This is a genomic window from Kitasatospora sp. NPDC048298 (genome assembly GCF_043201465.1).
Taxonomy (GTDB): Bacteria; Actinomycetota; Actinomycetes; order Streptomycetales; family Streptomycetaceae; genus Kitasatospora.
Genome location: NZ_JBICYZ010000007.1, coordinates 125,231 through 145,968 on the forward strand (window position 1 = coordinate 125,231; position 20,738 = coordinate 145,968).

Sequence of the window (20,738 nt, forward strand, 5' to 3'; positions counted from 1 at the left end):
GACTGGGGTGGAGCTCCACGCGTGGTCCTGCTGCCGTACGGCGGTGCCCCCGCGGGGGCGGCGGCGCGTCTGGCGGACGCGGCGCGGCCGTACGTTCGTCAGAAGCAACGAACCGCCGCCCCGTGCGGTCACGGTCCATTGGACGTGCAGACGAGTGAAACCGGACAGCCCGGTAGAATCGGTGTCCAGACACCCCACACCGTCCGCCGCAGCCGCAGCCCCGCCGGGGAGGCGGCCACGCGCGACACCTCGATACCGCTGCCGGAAGGCCGTCCGTGTCCTCTGCAATTCCCGTCCAGTCCGCGCCGGACAACGACCCCGTCCTGGTGGTCGACTTCGGCGCCCAGTACGCCCAGCTCATCGCCCGTCGGGTGCGTGAGGCGCGGGTCTACAGCGAGATCGTGCCGAGCAGCATGCCGGTCGCCGAGATGCTCGCCAAGAACCCCAAGGCGATCATCCTCTCCGGTGGCCCGTCGTCGGTCTACGAAGAGGGCGCGCCGCAGATCGACCGCTCGATCTTCGAGGCCGGTGTCCCGGTCTTCGGCATGTGTTACGGCTTCCAGCTGATGGCCAAGAGCCTCGGCGGCACCGTCGACAACAACGGTGCCCGCGAGTACGGCCGCACCCCGCTGACCGTCTCCCGCACCGGCTCCACCCTGTTCGAGGGCGTCCCGGCGCAGCACTCGGTGTGGATGTCGCACGGCGACGCCTGCTCCGCCGCCCCGGAGGGCTTCACCGTCACCGCCTCCACCGACCTGGTCCCGGTCGCGGCCTTCGAGAACGACGAGGCCCGGCTCTACGGCGTCCAGTACCACCCCGAGGTGCTGCACTCCGACCACGGCCAGCAGGTCCTGGAGCACTTCCTCTACCGCGGCGCCGGCATCGCCCCGACCTGGACCACCGGCAGCGTGGTCGACGAGCAGATCGCCCTGATCCGCGAGCAGGTCGGCAACAAGCGCGCGATCTGCGGCCTGTCCGGCGGCGTGGACTCCGCGGTCGCGGCCGCCCTGGTCAACAAGGCCATCGGCGACCGGCTGACCTGCGTCTACGTCGACCACGGCCTGATGCGCAAGGGCGAGACCGAGCAGGTCGAGAAGGACTTCGTGGCCGCCACCGGCGTCCAGCTGAAGGTCGTCGACGCCTCCGAGCGCTTCCTGAACGCGCTGAAGGGGGTCACCGACCCCGAGGAGAAGCGCAAGATCATCGGCCGGGAGTTCATCCGGGTCTTCGAGCAGGCCCAGGCCGAGATCGTCGCCGAGGCCGGCGAGCAGGGCGAGTCGGTCGACTTCCTGGTCCAGGGCACCCTGTACCCGGACGTGGTGGAGTCCGGCGGCGGCACCGGCACCGCCAACATCAAGTCCCACCACAACGTCGGCGGCCTGCCCGAGGACCTCCAGTTCCAGCTGGTCGAGCCGCTGCGCAAGCTGTTCAAGGACGAGGTCCGGATGGTCGGCCAGGAGCTGGGCCTGCCGGAGGAGATCGTCCAGCGCCAGCCGTTCCCGGGCCCGGGCCTGGGCATCCGGATCGTCGGCGAGGTCACCAAGGAGCGCCTGGACCTGCTCCGCGACGCCGACGCGATCGCCCGCGAGGAGCTGACCGCGGCCGGTCTGGACCGCGAGATCTGGCAGTGCCCGGTCGTGCTGCTCGCCGACGTCCGCAGCGTGGGCGTGCAGGGCGACGGCCGCACCTACGGCCACCCGATCGTGCTGCGCCCGGTCTCGTCCGAGGACGCCATGACCGCCGACTGGTCGCGCCTGCCGTACGACGTGCTGGCGAAGATCTCCACCCGGATCACCAACGAGGTCCGCGACGTGAACCGCGTCGTCGTCGACGTCACCAGCAAGCCGCCGGGCACCATCGAGTGGGAGTAGCACTCCCACCGGCCGCCGGGACGTTTGCTCGTCCCGAGGCCGATGCCTGAACGGCCGCGCCGTCGTTCCCGTAACGGAGGGAGCGACGGCGCGGCCGTTTGCGGTGCGGGCGCCGCTCGTCGGGAGGGACCTCCCACCGAAAGCGGCCGGGAGCGGGCAGAATGCGGACCGGACCTGTCAGGCGGTGGCAGGCGGCGAGGGAAGGTGTGAGGGATGTCGGAGGCCAGCAACCCGGTGCCGGCAGGCGGGGGAGCGGCCGGTCCGGCCGCCCGGGCGGCGCAGCTGAGGGCGCTCGCGTCCAGGTACGCGCTGCTGCCGCTGCGGCTCTTCCTCGGTGTCACCTTCGTCTACGCCGCCCTCGACAAGCTCTCCGACGCCCACTTCCTGGCCGGGGCGGGCGACCCGGCGTCCTTCGTCTCGCAGACCCAGGCCGCCAAGGCGGGCGGCAGCCCGATCTCCTTCCTGCTCGGCCCCGCCCTCGGCCACCCGACCCTGTTCGCGCTCGCCGTGGCCTTCGGCGAGCTGGCGGTGGGCCTCGGCACCCTGCTCGGCCTCTGGGGCCGGGTCGCCGCGCTCGGCGGCGCGCTGCTCAACCTCAGCCTGTGGCTGACGGTCAGCTGGAGCGTCTCGCCGTACTACCTCGGCAACGACCTGGCCTACCTGATGGCCTGGACCCCGCTGCTGCTGGCCGGCACGCCGGACCTGTCGGTGGACGGCTACCTGGCCCGCCGGGCCGCGCGGGACCGTGAGCGCGGGCTGGGCGAGGACCACGTCAAGCGCCGGGCCCTGGTGGACGGCGGGATCGCGGCCGTCGCGATCGGCGGGGCCGGGCTGCTCACCGGCTCGCTGACCCGTACCTTCGGCCGGGACGAGTCGGCCGCCTCCACGCAGTCGGCGGCCTCCGCGCAGTCGGCGGCCCCGGTCGCCGAAGCGCCGGCCCCCGGCGCCGCGGTCCCGAACGCCCCGGCACAGGCCCCCGCGGTGCCCGCCGCGAGCGTGCCGGTCGGCGGCGCGGCCCAGGTCAAGGACCCGGCCACCGGGGACGCCGTCTACATCGTGCAGCCCAAGGCCGGCCAGTACTGCGCCTTCTCCGCGGTGTGCACCCACTCCGGCTGCGCCGTGGACGCGCCGAAGAACGGCCAGCTGTACTGCCCCTGCCACGGCTCCCGGTTCGACGCCGCGACCGGTGCGGTGGTCAACGGGCCGGCGGTCAAGCCGCTGCCCAAGTACGCCGTCAGCAAGAACGGGGACCAGCTGACCCTGGGCCCGCAGCAGAGCTGAGGACCCGGGGCCGGGCGGGCGCGTTCAGGGCTCTCCGGGGGCGGTCACTCCTCGCGGTCGGGCCGGCCGCGCCGGGCCACCGCCGCGACCGCGCCGGCCAGGCCGCCGACGCCGAGCACGATGAAGGCGACGGGGATGACGATCCGCCCGTTCACCGACCGGTCGTTGAGCGCCGCGACCAGGTAGACCACGGCGATCACGGTGAACAGCGCACCCGCGATCAGCGAGAACAGGTCGAGCCGGTGCTTCCTCACTGCTGGACCACCTTGATGTTGCCGAGCCCGAGTCCGAGTTCGAGATTGACGGTGCCCTTGGCCGGCTGCCCGTTGGCAGGGCCGATCAGGTAGGTGTGCCGTCCGGTGCTGTCGCTCTGCTCGCCGGGGACGGAGACGTTGCCCAGCCCGACCCGGGCCACCACGTTCACCGTCACGTCATCCGGCACGGTGACGGTGATGTCGCCGACGCCGAGGTCGACCTTGGTGGCGAGGGTGGCCCCGGCCGGGTCGACCGCGGACAGGTCCAGGTTGAGCTTCCCGGCGCCCAGGTTGTACCGGTCGTGCAGGTCGGCGGCCGAGGCGACGGTCCACTCGCGGTCGCCGACGGCGTTGCGCATGGAGTCCGGCGCGTGGCCGACGAAGGCCAGCGCCAGGGTGAGCAGCATGCCGGTCACCGCCAGCCGGCGGGCCCGGCCGAACTTCGCGCCGACCAGCAGGGTCAGGCCCACCACCAGCAGCGCGGTGGCCAGCATCGTCGCGCCCAGCACGGTGGGGTTGTGGCGGTCGGTGGAGGCGGCCCAGACCGTGGCGCCGGCGCCGACCGCCAGCAGGAAGCCGAAGAAGCCGAGCGCCGAGCGCTCCCGGGGGTGCCGCACGGCGGCGGGCGCGGGGCGGCGCCGGCCGTTCTCCTTGCGCAGCGGGTCGCCCTCGGGCAGGTCGGCGCGCTGCCACCAGGGCTGGGCCGGGCCGCCGACCGGGGGCACGGGGGTGCCGTACGGCGGGGTCGGGCCGGCCGGGGAGGCGCCCCCGTACGGGTTGCGCTCGGGGTGGCGCGGGTCCCACAGGTAGCCGCCGGGGCCGGGGGCCGGGCCGTCGGCGGGGGTCCGGCCGGCGGGCCGGGCGGCCTCGTCCTGCTCCGGCCGCGGCCAGCGGTAGGCCCCGGTGCCGTCGGCGCCCGCGGCGCCGCCGGTGACCCCGCTGCCCTCCTGCCCGGGGAAGTGGCGGTCGTACGGGCCGCCGCGGCGGCGCTCGCGCCCCCGGCCCCGGCCCCGGCGGCGCTCCGGGTCGTAGCGCACCGCGAGGAAGACCAGGGCGGCGAGCAGCAGCAGCGGGAACATCTGTTCCCCGTCGCCCATCGAGGAGAAGAACACCCCGGTGCCGATCACCGTCAGCAGCACCGCGCCGACCGACTGGCCGTCCACCCGCCCGGTGAGCACCCGCTGGAGTTCCGTGCGCCCGCCGCGGCCCTTGGGCTCGCCGTCGGTCGGGACGATCAGCCAGGCCAGGCCGTACAGGAACAGCCCGAGGCCGCCGGAGAGGCAGAGCACCACCGTGACGATCCGGAACACCACCGGGTCGATGTCCAGGTGCCGGCCGAGGCCGCCGCAGACGCCGGCCACCACGCGGTGGTGCTCGGCCCGGGTCAGTGGCGGGCGGTCCGGTTCCGGCGGGGCGGCGGGCCCGGCCTCCTCGATGCGGGGGTCCTCGGTCATGGGCACCATCCTTCCGGCAGGGGACGGCCCGGCCCAACCGGGTCGATCCCTGTCCGTACCCTGACTTGTCCCTGATACGGGATGGGGACACACCCTGATGCGCCCGCGGGCGCCCGCGTGGAACCATCGGTGGCGTGGCAGCCCCCGGTACCGATCCCCGAACCATCGCTCCCGACGCCGCGCCGTCGGCCGGCGCCGACCCGAGTGCGCCCGACGGCGGTCGGCCGCCCTACCGGCGGCTCTACCGCAGCCCGCGGGGGCGGATGCTCGGCGGCGTCGCGCACGGCCTGGCGGTGCACCTCGGGCTGCCGGTGCGGTGGGTGCGGATCGCCTTCGTCGTGCTGTTCTTCGCGCAGGGGATCGGCGCGCTGCTGTACGCCGCGTTCTGGTTCGTGGTGCCGATCGGCATCGGCGAGCCCTCGCAGCGCGGCGGCGCCCAGTGGGTGTACGTCAACGGGGCGTTCGTCCCGGCCTCGCCTGGGGTGCAGGGCGGGCTGCTGAACAAGGGCGGCCAGGCCACCGGCTGGGTGGGCCGGATGCGCCGGCTGCTCCAGCACACCCTGCAGGGCGAGCCGGTGACCGCCCCCGTGGAGGGGGAGGAGGCCGGGCCGGCCGGCAAGGCCGGGCAGGGCGGCCTCGGCCAGCTCGCCGCCCTGGTGATGACCGTGATCGGCGTGATCGCGCTGCTCAACGTGCTCGGCTGGCAGACCGCCAAGCCGTACACCTGGCCGCTGCTGGCGATCGGCGTCGGCGTGGCGCTGGTCTGGCGGCAGGCCGACGACTCGCGCTGGCAGCGCTGGTTCGGCATCGAGGAGGGCGAGAAGCGGCGCGGCGCCTACACCCGGGTCGGCGCGGGCGTGCTGCTCGCGGTGGCCGGCACCATCGCGCTGCTCGCCATGCAGGGCAGCGGCTCCACGCTCGGCTCGGTGATCGAGGCCTCGCTCGCGGTGCTGGTCGGCGTGCTGGTGCTGCTCGGCCCGTACGGCCTGCGGCTCTGGCAGGACCTCGGGGCCGAGCGCACCGCCCGCATCCGCGCCCAGGAGCGGGCCGAGATCGCCGCGCACATCCACGACTCCGTGCTGCACACCCTGACCCTGATCCAGCGCAGGGCCGAGGACCCCAAGGAGGTGCTGCGGCTGGCGCGCTCGCAGGAGCGCGAGCTGCGGCTGTGGCTGTACCGCCCGGAGGCCGCGGCCGAGGCCGCGCCGGACACCATGGCGGAGACCCTGCGGGCCGCCGTCGCCGAGGTCGAGGACCGGCACGGCGTCCAGGTCGAGCTGGTGATCGTCGGCGACTGCCCGATGGACGAGAGGATCGCGGCACAGATGCAGGCCGCGAGGGAGGCGACCGTCAACGCGGCCAAGTACGGTGGCGGGGGACCGGTCCAGGTCTACGCCGAGGTGGAGGGGAGGACGGTGTCGGTGTTCGTCCGCGACCACGGCCCCGGCTTCGACCCCGACACGGTACCCGAGGACCGGATGGGCGTACGGGAGTCGATCATCGGCCGGATGAAGCGCAACGGCGGCACCGCTCGGGTGCGGCCGGCGGCGGGCGGCGGTACCGAGGTCGAGCTGGAGATGGAGAGAACGGATGACTGAGGCAGCTCCGATGGGGGTACCCGCAGCCGAAGGCCGGGGGAGGACCGCGCGGGTCGTACTGGTGGACGACCACCGGATGTTCCGGACGGGGGTCAGGGCCGAGATCGGCCGTACCGAGGTGACCGGCATCGACGTGGTCGGCGAGGCCGACGACGTGGACTCGGCGGTCCGCGTGGTCGCCGAGACCAGGCCGGACGTGGTGCTGCTCGACGTCCACCTGCCGGGCGGCGGCGGCGTCGAGGTGCTGCGCCGCTCGGTCGGCGTGATGGGGGAGCAGGGAGGGGTGAAGTTCCTGGCGCTGTCGGTGTCGGACGCCGCCGAGGACGTCATCGGCGTCATCCGCGGCGGCGCGCGCGGCTACGTCACCAAGACCATCACCGGCACCGACCTGGTGAACGCGGTCTTCCGGATCGCCGACGGCGACGCGGTGTTCTCGCCCCGGCTGGCCGGCTTCGTGCTGGACGCCTTCGCCGCCACCGACACCCCGCCGGTGGACGAGGACCTGGACCGGCTCACCCAGCGCGAGCGCGAGGTCCTGCGGCTGATCGCCCGCGGCTACGCCTACAAGGAGATCGCCAAGCAGCTCTTCATCTCGGTGAAGACGGTCGAGAGCCACGTCTCCGCCGTGCTGCGCAAGCTCCAGCTGAGCAACCGCCACGAGCTGACCCGCTGGGCCACCGCCCGTCGCCTGGTCTGACAGGTCCCGGAGCCGAAGCCCGCCCGCCCCGGATCCTCCGGGGCGGGCGGGCTTGTCGGCGGGTGGCCATAGACTCGATGTGCCATGAGTAGCCTCTTTGACGACCTTCCGCTCCCCGGTTTCGAGGCCCCCGCCGCCGGGTCGAAGCAGCCCGCCGCTCCCGTGGACGAGGAGCCCCCGCCGTACGAGGACGACCTTCCGTACGACGCGTACGAGGAGGCCATCCCGGACGGGCTGTTCCAGACCGACCACGCCGCCGAGACGGAGCGGGACGCCTGGTACCGCAACGGCGCCGCCCGGGCGGTGATCGACCCGGCGCAACTGCTGGAGGGGATGAACGACCCGCAGCGCGAGGCGGTGCTGCACGCGGGCTCCCCGCTGCTGATCGTGGCCGGCGCCGGCTCGGGCAAGACCCGGGTGCTGACCCACCGGATCGCCCACCTGCTGGGCGCCCGCGGCGTGCAGCCGGGGGAGATCCTGGCGATCACCTTCACCAACAAGGCGGCCGGCGAGATGCGCGAGCGCGTCGAGGCGCTGGTCGGCCCGCGCGCCCGGGCGATGTGGGTCTCCACCTTCCACAGCGCCTGCGTGCGCATCCTGCGCCGCGAGTCCAAGCAGCTGGGCTTCACCTCCAGCTTCTCGATCTACGACTCGGCCGACTCGCAGCGGCTGATGTCGCTGGTCTGCCGCGACCTCGACCTGGACCCGAAGCAGTTCCCGCCGAAGTCCTTCACCGCGAAGATCAGCAACCTCAAGAACGAGCTGATCGACGAGGAGACCTTCGCCGACCAGGCCGCCAACCCGATGGAGAAGAAGCTCGCCGAGGCGTACGCGCTCTACCAGCGGCGGCTGCGCGAGGCCAACGCGCTGGACTTCGACGACATCATCATGACGACGGTGAACCTGCTGCAGGCCTTCCCCGACGTCGCCGAGCACTACCGGCGCCGGTTCCGGCACATCCTGGTCGACGAGTACCAGGACACCAACCACGCCCAGTACATGCTCGTCCGGGAGCTGAGCGGCGGATCCGTCGCGGCCGCGCCGAAGCGCACCGCGGACGGGGACTTCGTGAACCCGGCGGCCGCGCACCTCGCCGAGGTGCCGCCGGCCGAGCTGTGCGTGGTCGGTGACGCGGACCAGTCGATCTACGCCTTCCGCGGCGCGACGATCCGCAACATCCTCCAGTTCGAGGAGGACTACCCGAACGCGACCACGATCCTGCTGGAGCAGAACTACCGCTCCACCCAGACGATCCTGAGCGCCGCCAACGCCGTCATCGAGCGCAACGCCAACCGCCGCGAGAAGAAGCTGTGGACGGCCGGGGACCACGGCGAGAAGGTCGTCGGCTACGTCGCGGACGACGAGCACGGCGAGGCCCAGTTCATCGCCGACGAGATCGACCGGCTCACCGACAAGGGTGAGGCCAAGCCCGGCGACGTCGCGATCTTCTACCGGACCAACGCCCAGTCCCGCGTGTTCGAGGAGGTGTTCATCCGGGTCGGCCTGCCGTACAAGGTGGTCGGCGGGGTGCGCTTCTACGAGCGCAAGGAGGTCCGGGACGTCCTGGCGTACCTGCGGGTGCTCTCCAACCCCGAGGACACCGTGCCGCTGCGCCGGATCCTCAACGTGCCCAAGCGCGGCATCGGCGAGCGGGCCGAGGCGATGATCGACGCGCTCGCCGCGCGGGAGCGGATCTCCTTCGCCCAGGCGCTGGTGCGGGTCGACGAGGCGTACGGGATGGCCGCGCGCTCGGCCAACGCCGTCAAGAAGTTCAACACCCTGATGGCCGGGCTGCGCCAGGTGGTCGAGTCGGGCGCGGGCCCGGCGGCGGTGCTGGAGGCCGTCCTGGAGGAGACCGGCTACCTGGCCGAGCTCCAGGCGTCGACGGACCCGCAGGACGAGACCCGGGTGGAGAACCTCCAGGAGCTCGCCTCCGTCGCCCTGGAGTACGAGCAGGACCCGGGCGAGCGTCCGGACGCCGGGGAGGAGGGCACGCCGCCGGTCGGCTCGCTGGCCGACTTCCTGGAGCGGGTCGCGCTGGTCGCCGACTCCGACCAGATCCCGGACGAGGACGAGGACGGGCAGGGCGTCATCACGATGATGACCCTGCACACCGCCAAGGGCCTGGAGTTCCCGGTGGTCTTCCTGACCGGCATGGAGGACGGGATCTTCCCGCACATGCGGGCGCTCAACCAGGTCAAGGAGCTGGAGGAGGAGCGCCGGCTCGCGTACGTCGGCCTCACCCGGGCCCGCGAGCGGCTGTACCTGACCCGCTCGGTGCTGCGCAGCGCCTGGGGGCAGCCGGCCTACAACCCGGCCTCGCGCTTCCTGGAGGAGATCCCGGAGGCGCTGGTGGAGTGGAAGCGCACCGGGGCGGCCCAGGCGCCGGTCCAGCGCGGCTACTCCTCGGGCGCGTCCTGGGGCAAGTCCTCGTCCGGCGGCGGGAGTTCGCGCTCCTCGTCGTCGTCGGCGGCGTCGCCCAAGGCCGGCTGGGGGCAGTCGGCGCGGCGCGGCGGCCAGATGGTGGAGCGCGAGGCCGTCTCGCTCGCGGTCGGCGACCGGGTCACCCACGACAGCTTCGGGCTGGGCACCGTGGTGGCCGTCACGGGCGTCGGCGACCGGGCGCAGGCCACCGTCGACTTCGGCACCGACGGGCGCAAGCAGCTGCTGCTGCGCTACGCGCCGGTCGAGAAGCTGTAGGGCGTCCGCCCTAGCGCGGGTCCAGGCCGTTCGAGAGGAACCAGGGCAGCGGGTCGATCGGCCCGCTGCCCGGCGGCCGGATCTCGAAGTGCAGGTGCGGGCCGGTGCTGTTGCCGCTGCTGCCGACGAAGGCGACCACGTCGCCCTGCTTCACCGGGCCCTTGCGCACCTTGTACGCCCGCAGGTGGCAGTACCAGGCCTCGGTGCCGTCGGACATCTTGATGATCGTCATGTAGCCGTAGAACGGGTTCCACTGGGTGCGGAGGGTGCCGTCGGCCACGGCGTAGACCTCGGAGCCGCCGTCCACCGGGAAGTCGATGCCGGTGTGCCGGTTGGCCCAGTGGGTGCCGGCCTCGCCGAACACCTCGCCGAGGCCGTGCCGGGCGACCGGCATGACCACCTTGGGCTTGACCGGCTCGGGCGCCGGCTCGGCGGTGGGCTGCGCGGTGGGGGCCTCGGCGGGGGCGTCGGTGGGCTGGGCGCCGGCCAGCGGCTGGCGGGCGTCGCCGCGCGAGGCCTGGGCCGGTGCGCCGGCCGCGACCGCGTGGGCGGCCGCCGTCTGCGCGGCCGCGGTGTCCGGGGCGTTCTCCGTCGCCGTCTGCGGCACTCGCCCGGCGGCCTGGGCGCGCTGCTGGTCGGCCTCGCCCTGCACGGTGACCGCCGCCGCGGCGGCCACGCCGAGCGCCGCCACCGACGGCAGCGCGACCCGCAGCAGCGCCGTCCGGGTGGCCGCCTTGGCGGCGCCGCGGCGCTGGGCGCGGGACTGTTCGCGGGCCGCGAGGCGCAGCTCCGCACGGGTCGGACGGGCGGCTGCATCGGGAGCCATCGGGGGCTGCCTCCTCGGTGGGCCTCGGACGTCGTCGGGCGAGGGGAAGACAGCCGTGACTGTAACCGCAAGGTCGACGCTCCGGAAAACCCTCCGGATGTCAAGGGGGCGGCCGGGGGGTCTGTGCGGAGGTTGCGGGAAGGAGGGGTATACCCGCTGGTAGCAAGGCCGGGAGCTGTGACTTTGCCCTCCTCTTCGGGGGTGGCACGGTCAACCGTGCCGGGTGGCGCTAACCTCCCCTCAGATTGGTTATTGACCGTTAACCGCGCCGGCGGCCCACGAGGCCCGGTCGGATGGTGGACGACGATGTCCAGGAGGCAGTCATGAGTGTGTCGGGGCCGATCCGTGTGGTGGTCGCCAAGCCCGGGCTCGACGGTCACGACCGTGGTGCCAAGGTCATCGCGCGCGCCCTGCGCGACGCCGGTATGGAGGTCATCTACACCGGACTGCACCAGACGCCCGAGCAGGTCGTCGACACCGCGATCCAGGAGGACGCGGACGGCATCGGGCTGTCGATCCTCTCCGGCGCCCACATGACGCTGTGCGCGCGGGTGCTGGAGCTGCTGAAGGAGCGCGACGCGGAGGACATCAAGGTCTTCTGCGGCGGGATCATCCCGGACGAGGACATCGCCGAGCTCAAGGCGATGGGTGTCGCGGACATCTTCACCCCGGGCACGCCGACCCGGGACGTGGTCGCCTGGGTCGAGTCGAACCTGCGGGCCGGCTGAGCCACCGGGCGTCGAGCGGGCCGGCCCCTCCCGGGGTCGGCCCGCTCCGTCGTGCTCGACGCTCCGCCGGGTTCAGCCCGACAGCTCCGCGAGCATCGCCGCCCGGAAGCGCAGGGTGCCGGCCAGTCGGGCGAAGGTCTCGGACCACGCGGAGTCCGGGGCGGCCCCGGCGGCCAGCTCCTCCACCGCGGCGGCCGTCTCCGGGGCGAGCGCGCGCTCCGTCATCCCGAGCACCCCGCTGTGGCTCCACGGGTACGCCCCGGAGGCCGCCGCCCGGGCCAGCGCCGTCACCACGGCGGTGGACAGCGGCGGCGTCCACGGTGTGGCGCAGGCGCCGAGCAGTTGGAAGGCCTCGCCCAGTCCGTGCACCGTGATGAACGCGGCCGTCCAGGCGGCCCGTTCCTGCGGCGGGAGGACGGCCAGCAGCTTGGCCGGGGCACCGGTGGCCCGCGGCGAGCGGGTCCGGGCGCCGCGGCCGGGCGGGGCCGGGGCCGGGCCGAGCAGCGCCCGGGCCCAGTCGGCGTCCTGCTGGCGGACGGCTGCCCGCGCCCAGGCCTCCCGCAGGTCGTCGGCCCAGCTGCTGCTGGCCTCGTCGAGGCTGTCGCCGACCCGCAGGGCGAGCAGCTGCTCGGGCGTCAGCCCGGTGCCCGTCGACCAGGTCGCCAGTGGCGCGGCGGCCACCACCTCGCCGAACCACCAGGCCCGTTCGCCGCGCCCGGTGGGCGACTTGGGGGCGATCCCGTCGCGCTGCATCCGGGCGTCGCACTCGGCGGGCGGGGTGACCAGCAGGTGGGTGCCGGTGTCGGCGAGCCGGACGGCGGCCCGGGCCCGCTCGCCCATCCGGTGGGCCAGCGCCGAGTCGGGCAGGGCGGAGAGCAGCTCGGCGGCGGTGGCCCGGACGTTCTTGCTGCGGTCGCCGAGGGCGGCCTCCAGGAACGGTTCGTCGGTGGGGGAGAGGCCTTCCTGGAGGGCGTCCAGGAAGAGCAGGCGGTCCTCGGCACGCTCGGTGGCCCAGGTGCCGCGCAGCAGTTCCAGGCCGGCCGCGGGATCGCGGCGGCGCAGCAGCGTGAGGTGGGTGACCCGCTCGGCGAACAGGCCCTCGTGCCAGAGCCGGTCGTCCGCGCACTCCTGCGGCAGCTCGGGCGTGGTGGTGCGCAGCACGAACCGCCAGTCGGGGTTCTGCTCGGCCAGCCAGCGGCCCAGCGGACCGGCCAACGCCACGGCGTCGGGGCGCAGTTCGCTGCGGGCGCGGGCGGCGTCGAGCAGGCCGGGCACCAGTGCGGCGGGCGGGCGCAGGCCGCTCGCCCGGGCGGTGGTGAGCCACTGGGGCAGCAGCTCGGCCAGGTTGGCCAGGGTGCCGCCGCCGGCGCCGGTCCGGCCCGAGAGCAGGACGGCCAGTCGGCGGGCGGCGGGCTCCGGCAGTTCCGGGCGGGCGTCCTCGGCCGCGGGCGGGCCGGGCGGCTCGGTGGCCGGTACGGGCAGCGCGCCGGCCCGGCGGCGGACGGCGGCCAGCGCGGCCAGCTCCAGCAGGGCGGCGGCCTGGTCGCCCCGGTCCACGGCGTCGGCGAGCGGCAGGGCGGTGGCCGGGAGCGGTCGGCGGTCGGTGCCGAGCAGGGCGCTGGTCTGCAGGGTCTCCCACGGGTCCTGGGTGGTCGTCATTCTCGGTGCTCCTAAGCGTTGGTGAGGCCGACCGGGCGTCGGCCGGCAGCCCAGGCCGTGACCGGGGCGAAGCCCTGGTGGCCGTACTCGCCGAAGACCGTGAGCGGGCGGCCGGTGGAGACCGCGGCCAGCCGCCACAGCGCGGCCTCCGGGACGGTCGAGGTGCGGACCGGCACGGTGTGGTGGCCGTCCGTCAGGAACCAGCCGTCCGGGGTGCGGACCGGGACGACGTCGCCGAGCACCGTCGGCCGGCTCTCCAGCCACGGGTCGTCGGCGACGGCGGTGCCGTAGCCGGCCACCGCCTCGGCGACGGTCAGCCCGGCGGGCGGCCCGGCGGGGCCCGGTTCGGGGGCGCCGTAGCGCTTGCCGAGGGTGGCGCGCAGCGGATGGGCGCCGGGGTAGTAGGCGAGCTGGGCCTCCACCAGGTGGCCGGTGGGCAGGGCGAGGGCGGGTGCCTGGCCGGAGTGGCCGAAGGCGAGCAGCAGGGCCGGGCGGCCGGTCTTGGCACCGCGCAGCCAGACCCGGCGGGTGGTGAGCCGCTCGACCGTGGTGTCCCGGCTGCCGAGCACCAGCCAGCGGTCGCGGACGCCGGTCCCCAGCGTGCTGTCGTCCGCGGGGTACCCGACCCGGGTGCGGACGGTGGCGGCCAGTTCGGGCGGCAGCTCGTCCATCCGGGTGGCGGCGGTGGCGAGCAGGTGCAGCATCGCGTACTCCTCCAGCAGCCGCTCCTGCGGCAGCGCGTCCAGTTCGCGGACCCGGGTGGCCAGGCCGGGGGCCTGCGCGTCGACCATCCGGGCGGCGACCTCCTCCCAGGGCCCGGCGGTGGACTGGTCGGCCAGGCCGTGCCGGACCCGGTCGGCCAGCCGCAGCCGCAGCTCGGCGGCCCCGGCGGTGACCCGGGCGCCGCGCTTCTCGGCCCGCCGCCGGGCGGCCTCCGGGTCGACCGGCTCCGCCGCGCGCTTCTCCGTGCGCTCCTGGCGGGACTTGAGCCACTCGGCGACCCAGTCGGCGGGCTCGCCGGCCGGGACGGCCTCCGGGGTGCCGCTCCACAGCAGGAGGAGCCCGAGCGCGTGCTTGCACGGGAACTTCCGGCTGGGGCAGCTGCACTGGTAGGCGGGCGTGGCGAGTTCGATCGCGGTGCGGTACGGCGTGCGGCCGCTGCCCTTGCACTCGCCCCAGAGCGCGGTGCCGTCGGTGCCGGTGCCGGACCACGGCGCGGGCGCGGAGAGCTTGCCCGCCGCCTTCTGCGAGGCGGCGTCAGGTGCCAGGGACAGGACGTGTTCGGTGCTCCAGCGTTCCTCCATGCGACCGACCGTAGGCGGCGGCACTGACAGCGGCTGACGGAGCGTCCGCGGGCCCCGCCGGGTTGTCAGTGGCTCGGTGCAGGGTTGTTCCCAACAGGTCCTGACTCCCCGATCACCATTGCGCCCGGGGCACCCGTGTGCCCGGGGCCGACCCGAAGGAGCCCGAGATGGCCGACGTTCTGCGGCAGCACGCCGAGGACGCGTTCGCCGGTGAACTGGCCGCGCTGGCCGCGCAGGACGACCGTCCGCGCCCCGAGCGCTGGAAGCTCTCGCCGTGGGCCGTGGCGACGTACCTGCTCGGCGGTGAACTGCCCGACGGCACCAAGATCACCCCCAAGTACATCGGCCCGCGCCGGGTCGTCGAGGTCGCCGTGACGACCCTGGCGACGGACCGCGCGCTGCTGCTGCTCGGCGTGCCGGGCACCGCGAAGACCTGGGTGTCCGAGCACCTGGCGGCGGCGATCAGCGGCGACTCCACGATGCTGGTGCAGGGCACCGCCGGCACCCCCGAGGAGGCCGTCCGGTACGGCTGGAACTACGCCCAGCTGCTCACCCACGGGCCCAGCCGGGACGCCCTGGTGCCCTCGCCGCTGATGCGGGCGATGGCCGACGGCAAGATCGCCCGGGTCGAGGAGCTCACCCGCATCCCCGCCGACGTACAGGACAGTCTGATCACCATCCTGTCCGAGAAGACGCTCCCGATACCGGAGTTGGGAGCCGAGACCCAGGCGGTGCGCGGCTTCAACGTGATCGCCACCGCCAACGACCGCGACCGCGGCGTCAACGAGCTGTCCAGCGCGCTGCGCCGCCGCTTCAACACCGTGGTGCTGCCGCTGCCGGGCTCGCTGGACGAGGAGGTCGACATCGTCACCCGCCGGGTCGACCAGCTCGGCCGCTCCCTGGACCTGCCCGAACTGCCCGGCGGCGCCGAGGAGATCAGGCGCGTGGTCACCGTCTTCCGCGAGCTGCGGGCCGGGATCACGGTGGACGGCCGGACGAAGGTCAAGACCCCGAGCGGCACCCTCTCCACCGCCGAGGCGATCTCGGTGGTGACCAACGGGCTGGCCCTGGCCGCCCACTTCGGCGACGGCGTGCTGCGCGCCGGGGACGTGACGGCCGGCATCCTCGGCGCCGTCGTCCGCGACCCGGTGGCGGACCGGGCGGTCTGGCGCGAGTACGTCGAAGGGGTGGTGCGCGAGCGCGACGGCTGGAAGGACTTCTACCGCGCCGCCCGCGAGGTGACGGCGTGACGTCCGAGGTCGCCCTGCTGGGCATCCGCCACCACGGCCCCAGCTCGGCCCGGGCGGTGGCCGCCGCGCTGGCGCGGTGGCGGCCGGACGCGGTGCTGATCGAGGGCCCGCCGGAGGCCGACGCGATCGTCCACCTGGCCGCCGAGAAGGACCTCGTCCCGCCGGTGGCGCTGCTCGCCCACGCGGTGGACGACCCGGCGAGGGCCGCCTTCTGGCCGTACGCCGAGTTCTCCCCGGAGTGGGTGGCGATCCGGCACGCCGTCGACCACGACCTGCCGGTCCGCTTCATCGACCTGCCCGCCGGGTACGGCTTCGCGCCGGAGGAGGGCACCGAAGCGGAGGGCACCGAGGAGGACGGCGCGCGGGAGGGCGCCGAGCCGGTCGCCGACCCGCTGGCGCTGCTCGCCGAGGCGGCCGGGCACGACGACGCCGAGCGCTGGTGGGAGGACGTGGTCGAGCACCGCGCGCCCGGCGGCGACGCGCTGGCGCCGTTCGCCGCCGTCGCCGAGGCGATGGGCGCGCTGCGCGCGGAGGGCCTCGGCGAGTCCCGCCGGGACCGGCTGCGCGAGGCGCACATGCGCCAGCAGATCCGCGCCGCCCGCCGCGCCGGGCACCGGCGGATCGCCGTGGTCTGCGGGGCCTTCCACGTCCCCGCGCTGGAGCGGATGCCCACCGTCGCCCACGACCGGGCGCTGCTCGCCGGGCTGCCGAAGAAGGTGCGCACGGACATCACCTGGGTGCCGTGGACGCACCGCCGGCTCTCCCGGTCCACCGGCTACGGCGCGGGCGTGCAGTCGCCCGGCTGGTACCACCACCTGTTCACCACCGACGGGGACCCGGTCCCGCGCTGGCTCACCCGGGCCGCCGAACTGCTGCGCGCCGAGGACCACCCGGTCTCCTCCGCGCACGTGATCGAGGCGGTCCGGCTCGCCGAGACGCTGGCCGTGCTGCGCGGCCGCCCGCTCGCCGGGCTGACCGAGACCCTGGACGCGGTGCGCGCGGTGCTCTGCGAGGGCTCGGACGTCGCCCTGGAGCTGGTCCGGGACCGCCTGGTGGTCGGCGACGCGCTCGGCGAGGTCCCGGACGCCGCGCCGGCGGTGCCGCTCCAGCGCGACCTCACCCGGCTGCAGCGCTCGCTGCGGCTCAAGCCCGAGGCCGTGCCGAAGGACGTCGACCTCGACCTGCGCAAGGACACCGACGCGGCCCGCTCCCGGCTGCTGCACCGGCTGCGGCTGCTGGGCGTGGACTGGGGCGTGCCCGCGCGGTCCTCGGTGAACTCGACCGGGACGTTCCGGGAGAGCTGGCGGCTGTGCTGGCAGCCCGAGTTCGCGGTCCGGATCGCCGAGGCCGCCCAGTGGGGCACCACGGTCGAGGAGGCGGCGGTCAACAAGGCCGTCGGCACCGCCCGCGCCGCCGAGGAACTCGCCGAGCTGACCGGCCTGGTGGAGACCTGCCTGCTGGCCGGGCTGTCCGGGGCACTGCCCGCCGTGATGCGGGTGCTCGCCGACTGCGCGGCCCTGGACACCGACGTCGCGCACCTCGCGGGCGCGCTGCCCGCACTGGTCCGCGCGTTGCGCTACGGCGACGTGCGCGGCACCGACCACGGGGCGCTCGCCGAGGCGGCCTCGGGCCTGGCCGAGCGGATCTGCGTCGGACTGCCGCCCGCCTGCGTCGGCCTGGACGCGCAGGGCGCGGAGGCGATGCGCGGCCGGCTCGACGAGGTGCACGGCGCGATCGGCCTGCTGGCCGCCGGTCCAGCCGCCTCCGCCACCACGGAGGACGCCGCCGTCGAAGAGGCCGCCGAAGGCACCGCGCCGGACCCCGACGGCCTGGCCGGCCTGGCCGACCGCTGGGCCGCCGCCCTGCGCTCGCTGGCCCGCCGCGAGCCGGCCGGCGGACCGGCCACCGGCGCCCCCGGGCTGCTGCGCGGTCGCGCCGTGCGACTGCTGCTGGACGACGGCCGGCTCGACTCCGAGGAGGCCGGCCGACGGCTGCGACTGGTGCTCTCCGTCGCCAACGCCCCGGCGGACGCGGCCGGTTGGGTCGAGGGCTTCCTGACCGGCGGCGGCGCCCTGCTGCTGCACGACCCCCGGCTGCTCGCCCTGCTGGACGAGTGGCTGACCGGGGTGAGCGGCGAGGTCTTCACCGACGTCCTGCCGCTGCTGCGCCGCACCTTCGCCGGACTGGAGGCGGGCGTGCGCACCACCATCGGCGGCCGGGTCGCGGCCGGCCCGCTCGGCGAGCTCCCGGCCGCCCGGGCCGAGTCCGGCGAGCTGGACCGGGCCCGCGCCGACGCCGCCGTCCCCGTGGTGGCCCTGCTGCTCGGGCTCCGTCCGACGATCCCCCGGCAGGCCGCCGGCCGCGACACCTGACACCGCCGCACCGAACACACCGCCGTACCGAACGCACCGCCGTACCGAACGCCTGCCCCACCGCAGGACCCGCTGAAGAGGAGGACGAGATGGCAGCGCCCACGACCGACGAACGGCTGCGCCGCTGGCGGCTGGTGCTCGGCGGCGAGGCCGACGGCACCGGCTGCACCCTGCGCGGCCGCGACGCCGCGATGGACGGCGCCCTCGCCGCGCTCTACCGGGGCGCCCCCGAGGAGGGCGCCCGGGGCGGTCGCGGCGGCCGCCGCAGCGCCGGGCTGGGCGGCTCGGCCCCGCAGGTGGCCCGCTGGCTGGGCGACATCCGCGAGTACTTCCCGTCCACCGTCGTGCAGCTGATGCAGCAGGACGCGATCACCCGGCTCGGCCTGGACCGGCTGCTGCTGGAACCGGAGATGCTGGAGGCCGTCGAGCCGGACGTGCACCTGGTCGGCACCCTGCTGTCGCTCAAGCACGCGCTGCCCGAGACCACCCGGGAGACCGCCCGGGCGGTGGTCGGCAAGGTGGTCGCCGACCTGGAGCGCCGGCTCGCCGACCGCACCCGGGCCACCCTCGGCGGCGCCCTCGACCGCAGCGCCAAGGTCAACCGGCCGCGCCACCGGGACATCGACTGGGACCGCACCATCCGGGCCAACCTGAAGAACTACCTGCCCGAGCACGGCACCGTCGTCCCCGAGCGGCTGGTCGGCTACGCCCGCGCCCAGCAGGCCGTGAAGAAGGACGTCATCCTCTGCATCGACCAGTCCGGCTCGATGGCGCCCTCGGTCGTCCACTCGGCGGTCTTCGGCGCGGTGCTCGCCTCGATGCGCACCCTGGACACCCGGCTGGTCGTCTTCGACACCTCGGTGGTCGACCTCACCGAACAGCTCACCGATCCGGTCGACGTCCTGTTCGCCACCCAGCTCGGCGGCGGCACCGACATCAACCGCGCGCTCGCCTACTGCCAGTCGAAGATCACCCGGCCCTCCGAGACCGTCGTGGTGCTGATCAGCGACCTGTACGAGGGCGGCATCCGGGACGGCATGCTCAAGCGGGTCGCCGCGATGAAGGCGGCCGGCGTCCAGTTCATCGCCCTGCTCGCGCTCTCCGACGAGGGGGCCCCGGCGTACGACCACGCGCACGCCGCCGCCCTGGCCTCGCTCGGCGCGCCGGCCTTCGCCTGCACCCCGGACGCGTTCCCGGAGATCATGGCGGCGGCCATCGAGAAGCGTCCGATCCCCGTGCCGGACCAGAGGGCGTGAGGATTCACCCGAACGCGGTAATCCGACCGATCGGTGGACCGGCCGCCCGTACCGGCCTTCCGGGCATTCTGTGACGGTTCTCACCCAAGGCGGGCAGGCTCCCGGGCGGAACAGTCCCGTCCCACGGGGATAACCTGCCAGACGGACGTGACGCGCGTGTTGATTGACGTGTGCGCCCGTGGCTGTGTGGGCCGCAAGGCCGTACCTCTGCGTACCCGCACCGCCCCGACGACCCGCAGCGAAGATCCTGCCGTGGCACGCTCGTAGAGACACAATCCGCGACCACGAACAAGGACAAACACGTGGACCTGTTCGAGTACCAGGCGAGGGACCTCTTCGCCAAGCACGGTGTACCCGTGCTTGACGGCGATGTCATCGAGACCGCCGCAGACGCTGCCGCCATCGCGGAGCGCTTCGGCGGCCGCGCCGTCGTCAAGGCTCAGGTGAAGGTGGGCGGCCGAGGCAAGGCCGGCGGCGTCAAGCTCGCCGCCGACCCGGCGGACGCCGTCGCCAAGGCCGAGCAGATCCTCGGCATGGACATCAAGGGCCACACCGTTCACAAGGTGATGCTGGCCCAGACCGCGGACATCAAGGACGAGTACTACGTCTCGTTCCTGCTGGACCGCACCAACCGCACCTTCCTGGCCATGGCCAGCGTCGAGGGCGGCGTGGAGATCGAGGTCGTCGCCGAGCAGAACCCCGAGGCGCTCGCCAAGATCCCGGTCGACGCCAACGAGGGCTGCACCCCGGAGAAGGCCGCCGAGATCGTCGCCGCGGCGAAGTTCCCGGCCGAGGTCGCCGACCAGGTCGCCGAGGTCCTGCAGAAGCTGTGGACCGTCTTCATCAAGGAGGACGCCCTCCTCGTCGAGGTCAACCCGCTGATCAAGTCCGGTGACGGCAAGATCATCGCGCTCGACGGCAAGGTCTCCCTGGACGAGAACGCCGAGTTCCGCCAGCCCGAGCACGAGGCCCTGGAGGACAAGGCCGCGGCCAACCCGCTGGAGGCCGCCGCCAAGGCCAAGGGCCTGAACTACGTCAAGCTCGACGGCCAGGTCGGCATCATCGGCAACGGCGCGGGCCTCGTCATGAGCACCCTCGACGTGGTCGCCTACGCCGGTGAGAAGCACGGCGGCGTCAAGCCCGCCAACTTCCTCGACATCGGTGGCGGCGCCTCCGCCGAGGTCATGGCGAACGGCCTGGAGATCATCCTGGGCGACCCCGACGTCAAGTCGGTCTTCGTCAACGTCTTCGGCGGCATCACCGCGTGCGACGCGGTCGCCAACGGCATCGTGCAGGCCCTGGAGCTCCTGAAGAGCAAGGGCGAGAACGTCACCAAGCCGCTGGTCGTCCGCCTGGACGGCAACAACGCGGAGCTGGGTCGCAAGATCCTCGACGACGCCAACCACCCGCTGGTGCAGCGCGTGGACACCATGGACGGCGCCGCTGACCGCGCCGCCGAGCTGGCCAACAAGTAAGGAAGGGGACTAC

At 74.3% G+C, this 20,738-nt stretch carries 15 protein-coding genes and 1 pseudogene; 11 read left to right on the plus strand and 5 right to left on the minus strand.

What is annotated here, in order from left to right; all coding sequences use genetic code 11:
• Positions 1–275 precede the first annotated feature (275 nt).
• The 3 genes and pseudogenes from guaA to ACGF0D_RS08735 all read left to right on the plus strand — a co-directional run bounded on the left by guaA (position 276) and on the right by ACGF0D_RS08735 (position 3,152).
• The gene (gene guaA / locus ACGF0D_RS08725) at positions 276–1,871 is read left to right on the plus strand and encodes a glutamine-hydrolyzing GMP synthase (protein WP_392867234.1); all 1,596 of its coding nucleotides are present in this window, start codon (positions 276–278) and stop codon (positions 1,869–1,871) included.
• A 213-nt stretch (positions 1,872–2,084) separates the two neighbouring features.
• Positions 2,085–2,612: pseudogene (locus ACGF0D_RS08730) on the plus strand (DoxX family membrane protein); the annotation flags it as partial.
• A gap of 255 nt (positions 2,613–2,867) precedes the next feature.
• Positions 2,868–3,152: a ubiquinol-cytochrome c reductase iron-sulfur subunit gene (locus ACGF0D_RS08735; RefSeq protein WP_392914443.1), complete on the plus strand. Its 285-nt coding sequence runs from the start codon at positions 2,868–2,870 to the stop codon at positions 3,150–3,152.
• A 44-nt stretch (positions 3,153–3,196) separates the two neighbouring features.
• Here ACGF0D_RS08735 and ACGF0D_RS08740 read toward each other — a convergent pair whose 3' ends face one another.
• The gene (locus tag ACGF0D_RS08740; RefSeq protein WP_392867231.1) at positions 3,197–3,406 is read right to left on the minus strand and encodes a hypothetical protein; all 210 of its coding nucleotides are present in this window, start codon (positions 3,404–3,406) and stop codon (positions 3,197–3,199) included.
• The gene (locus tag ACGF0D_RS08745; RefSeq protein ID WP_392914397.1) at positions 3,403–4,860 is read right to left on the minus strand and encodes a PspC domain-containing protein; all 1,458 of its coding nucleotides are present in this window, start codon (positions 4,858–4,860) and stop codon (positions 3,403–3,405) included. The genes ACGF0D_RS08740 and ACGF0D_RS08745 overlap by 4 nt, the downstream gene beginning before the upstream one ends.
• Before the next feature lie 263 nt (positions 4,861–5,123).
• On the opposite strand from ACGF0D_RS08745, the gene ACGF0D_RS08750 reads away from it, so the two are divergent.
• The 3 genes from ACGF0D_RS08750 (at position 5,124) to pcrA (ending at position 9,855) form a co-directional block, all read left to right on the plus strand.
• Complete coding sequence (locus ACGF0D_RS08750; RefSeq protein ID WP_392868745.1) at positions 5,124–6,458, plus strand: PspC domain-containing protein; 1,335 nt, start codon at positions 5,124–5,126, stop codon at positions 6,456–6,458.
• Positions 6,451–7,155, plus strand: a complete 705-nt coding sequence (locus ACGF0D_RS08755; RefSeq protein WP_392867225.1) for a LuxR C-terminal-related transcriptional regulator — start codon at positions 6,451–6,453, stop codon at positions 7,153–7,155. Before ACGF0D_RS08750 ends, ACGF0D_RS08755 begins: the two co-directional genes overlap by 8 nt.
• An 84-nt stretch (positions 7,156–7,239) precedes the next feature.
• The gene (gene pcrA, locus ACGF0D_RS08760) at positions 7,240–9,855 is read left to right on the plus strand and encodes a DNA helicase PcrA (RefSeq protein WP_392867223.1); all 2,616 of its coding nucleotides are present in this window, start codon (positions 7,240–7,242) and stop codon (positions 9,853–9,855) included.
• Positions 9,856–9,865: 10 nt separating this feature from the next.
• On the opposite strand, the gene ACGF0D_RS08765 is transcribed toward pcrA, so the two are convergent.
• Positions 9,866–10,681 (minus strand): M23 family metallopeptidase, encoded by an 816-nt coding sequence (locus tag ACGF0D_RS08765; RefSeq protein WP_392914398.1) that lies wholly within the window; start codon positions 10,679–10,681, stop codon positions 9,866–9,868.
• Positions 10,682–11,004: 323 nt separating this feature from the next.
• On the opposite strand from ACGF0D_RS08765, the gene ACGF0D_RS08770 reads away from it, so the two are divergent.
• On the plus strand, positions 11,005–11,409 hold the full coding sequence (locus ACGF0D_RS08770; RefSeq protein ID WP_224285525.1) for a cobalamin B12-binding domain-containing protein: 405 nt from the start codon (positions 11,005–11,007) through the stop codon (positions 11,407–11,409).
• Between the two features lie 72 nt (positions 11,410–11,481).
• Here the strand turns inward: ACGF0D_RS08770 and ACGF0D_RS08775 are convergent, their stop codons facing one another.
• Both ACGF0D_RS08775 and ACGF0D_RS08780 read right to left on the minus strand, forming a co-directional pair.
• Positions 11,482–13,068, minus strand: a complete 1,587-nt coding sequence (locus tag ACGF0D_RS08775) for a DUF5691 domain-containing protein (RefSeq protein WP_392914399.1) — start codon at positions 13,066–13,068, stop codon at positions 11,482–11,484.
• Positions 13,069–13,079: 11 nt separating this feature from the next.
• Positions 13,080–14,372: an SWIM zinc finger family protein gene (locus tag ACGF0D_RS08780; protein WP_392914400.1), complete on the minus strand. Its 1,293-nt coding sequence runs from the start codon at positions 14,370–14,372 to the stop codon at positions 13,080–13,082.
• Positions 14,373–14,539: 167 nt separating this feature from the next.
• Here ACGF0D_RS08780 and ACGF0D_RS08785 point away from each other — a divergent pair, with 167 nt between their 5' ends.
• From ACGF0D_RS08785 to sucC, 4 genes are all read left to right on the plus strand, one after another.
• Positions 14,540–15,622 carry an AAA family ATPase gene (locus ACGF0D_RS08785; RefSeq protein ID WP_392867212.1) on the plus strand — a complete coding sequence of 361 codons (1,083 nt, stop codon included), beginning with the start codon at positions 14,540–14,542 and terminating at the stop codon, positions 15,620–15,622.
• On the plus strand, positions 15,580–17,994 hold the full coding sequence (locus ACGF0D_RS08790) for a DUF5682 family protein (RefSeq protein WP_392914444.1): 2,415 nt from the start codon (positions 15,580–15,582) through the stop codon (positions 17,992–17,994). Before ACGF0D_RS08785 ends, ACGF0D_RS08790 begins: the two co-directional genes overlap by 43 nt.
• Before the next feature lie 89 nt (positions 17,995–18,083).
• Positions 18,084–19,250 (plus strand): VWA domain-containing protein, encoded by a 1,167-nt coding sequence (locus ACGF0D_RS08795; protein ID WP_392867209.1) that lies wholly within the window; start codon positions 18,084–18,086, stop codon positions 19,248–19,250.
• 302 nt (positions 19,251–19,552) lie between these two features.
• Complete coding sequence (gene sucC, locus ACGF0D_RS08800; RefSeq protein ID WP_392867206.1) at positions 19,553–20,725, plus strand: ADP-forming succinate--CoA ligase subunit beta; 1,173 nt, start codon at positions 19,553–19,555, stop codon at positions 20,723–20,725.
• Positions 20,726–20,738 lie beyond the last annotated feature (13 nt).

Excerpts from the sequence above, each read along its gene's own strand:
- ACGF0D_RS08765 (WP_392914398.1), bottom strand. The coding sequence starts at position 10,681 with ATGGCTCCCGATGCAGCCGCCCGTCCGACCCGTGCGGAGCTGCGCCTC.
- ACGF0D_RS08785 (WP_392867212.1), top strand. The coding sequence starts at position 14,540 with ATGGCCGACGTTCTGCGGCAGCACGCCGAGGACGCGTTCGCCGGTGAA.
- ACGF0D_RS08780 (WP_392914400.1), bottom strand. The coding sequence starts at position 14,372 with ATGGAGGAACGCTGGAGCACCGAACACGTCCTGTCCCTGGCACCTGAC.
- pcrA (WP_392867223.1), top strand. The coding sequence starts at position 7,240 with ATGAGTAGCCTCTTTGACGACCTTCCGCTCCCCGGTTTCGAGGCCCCC.
- ACGF0D_RS08755 (WP_392867225.1), top strand. The coding sequence starts at position 6,451 with ATGACTGAGGCAGCTCCGATGGGGGTACCCGCAGCCGAAGGCCGGGGG.
- ACGF0D_RS08775 (WP_392914399.1), bottom strand. The coding sequence starts at position 13,068 with ATGACGACCACCCAGGACCCGTGGGAGACCCTGCAGACCAGCGCCCTG.
- ACGF0D_RS08795 (WP_392867209.1), top strand. The coding sequence starts at position 18,084 with ATGGCAGCGCCCACGACCGACGAACGGCTGCGCCGCTGGCGGCTGGTG.
- ACGF0D_RS08745 (WP_392914397.1), bottom strand. The coding sequence starts at position 4,860 with ATGACCGAGGACCCCCGCATCGAGGAGGCCGGGCCCGCCGCCCCGCCG.
- ACGF0D_RS08770 (WP_224285525.1), top strand. The coding sequence starts at position 11,005 with ATGAGTGTGTCGGGGCCGATCCGTGTGGTGGTCGCCAAGCCCGGGCTC.
- ACGF0D_RS08750 (WP_392868745.1), top strand. The coding sequence starts at position 5,124 with ATGCTCGGCGGCGTCGCGCACGGCCTGGCGGTGCACCTCGGGCTGCCG.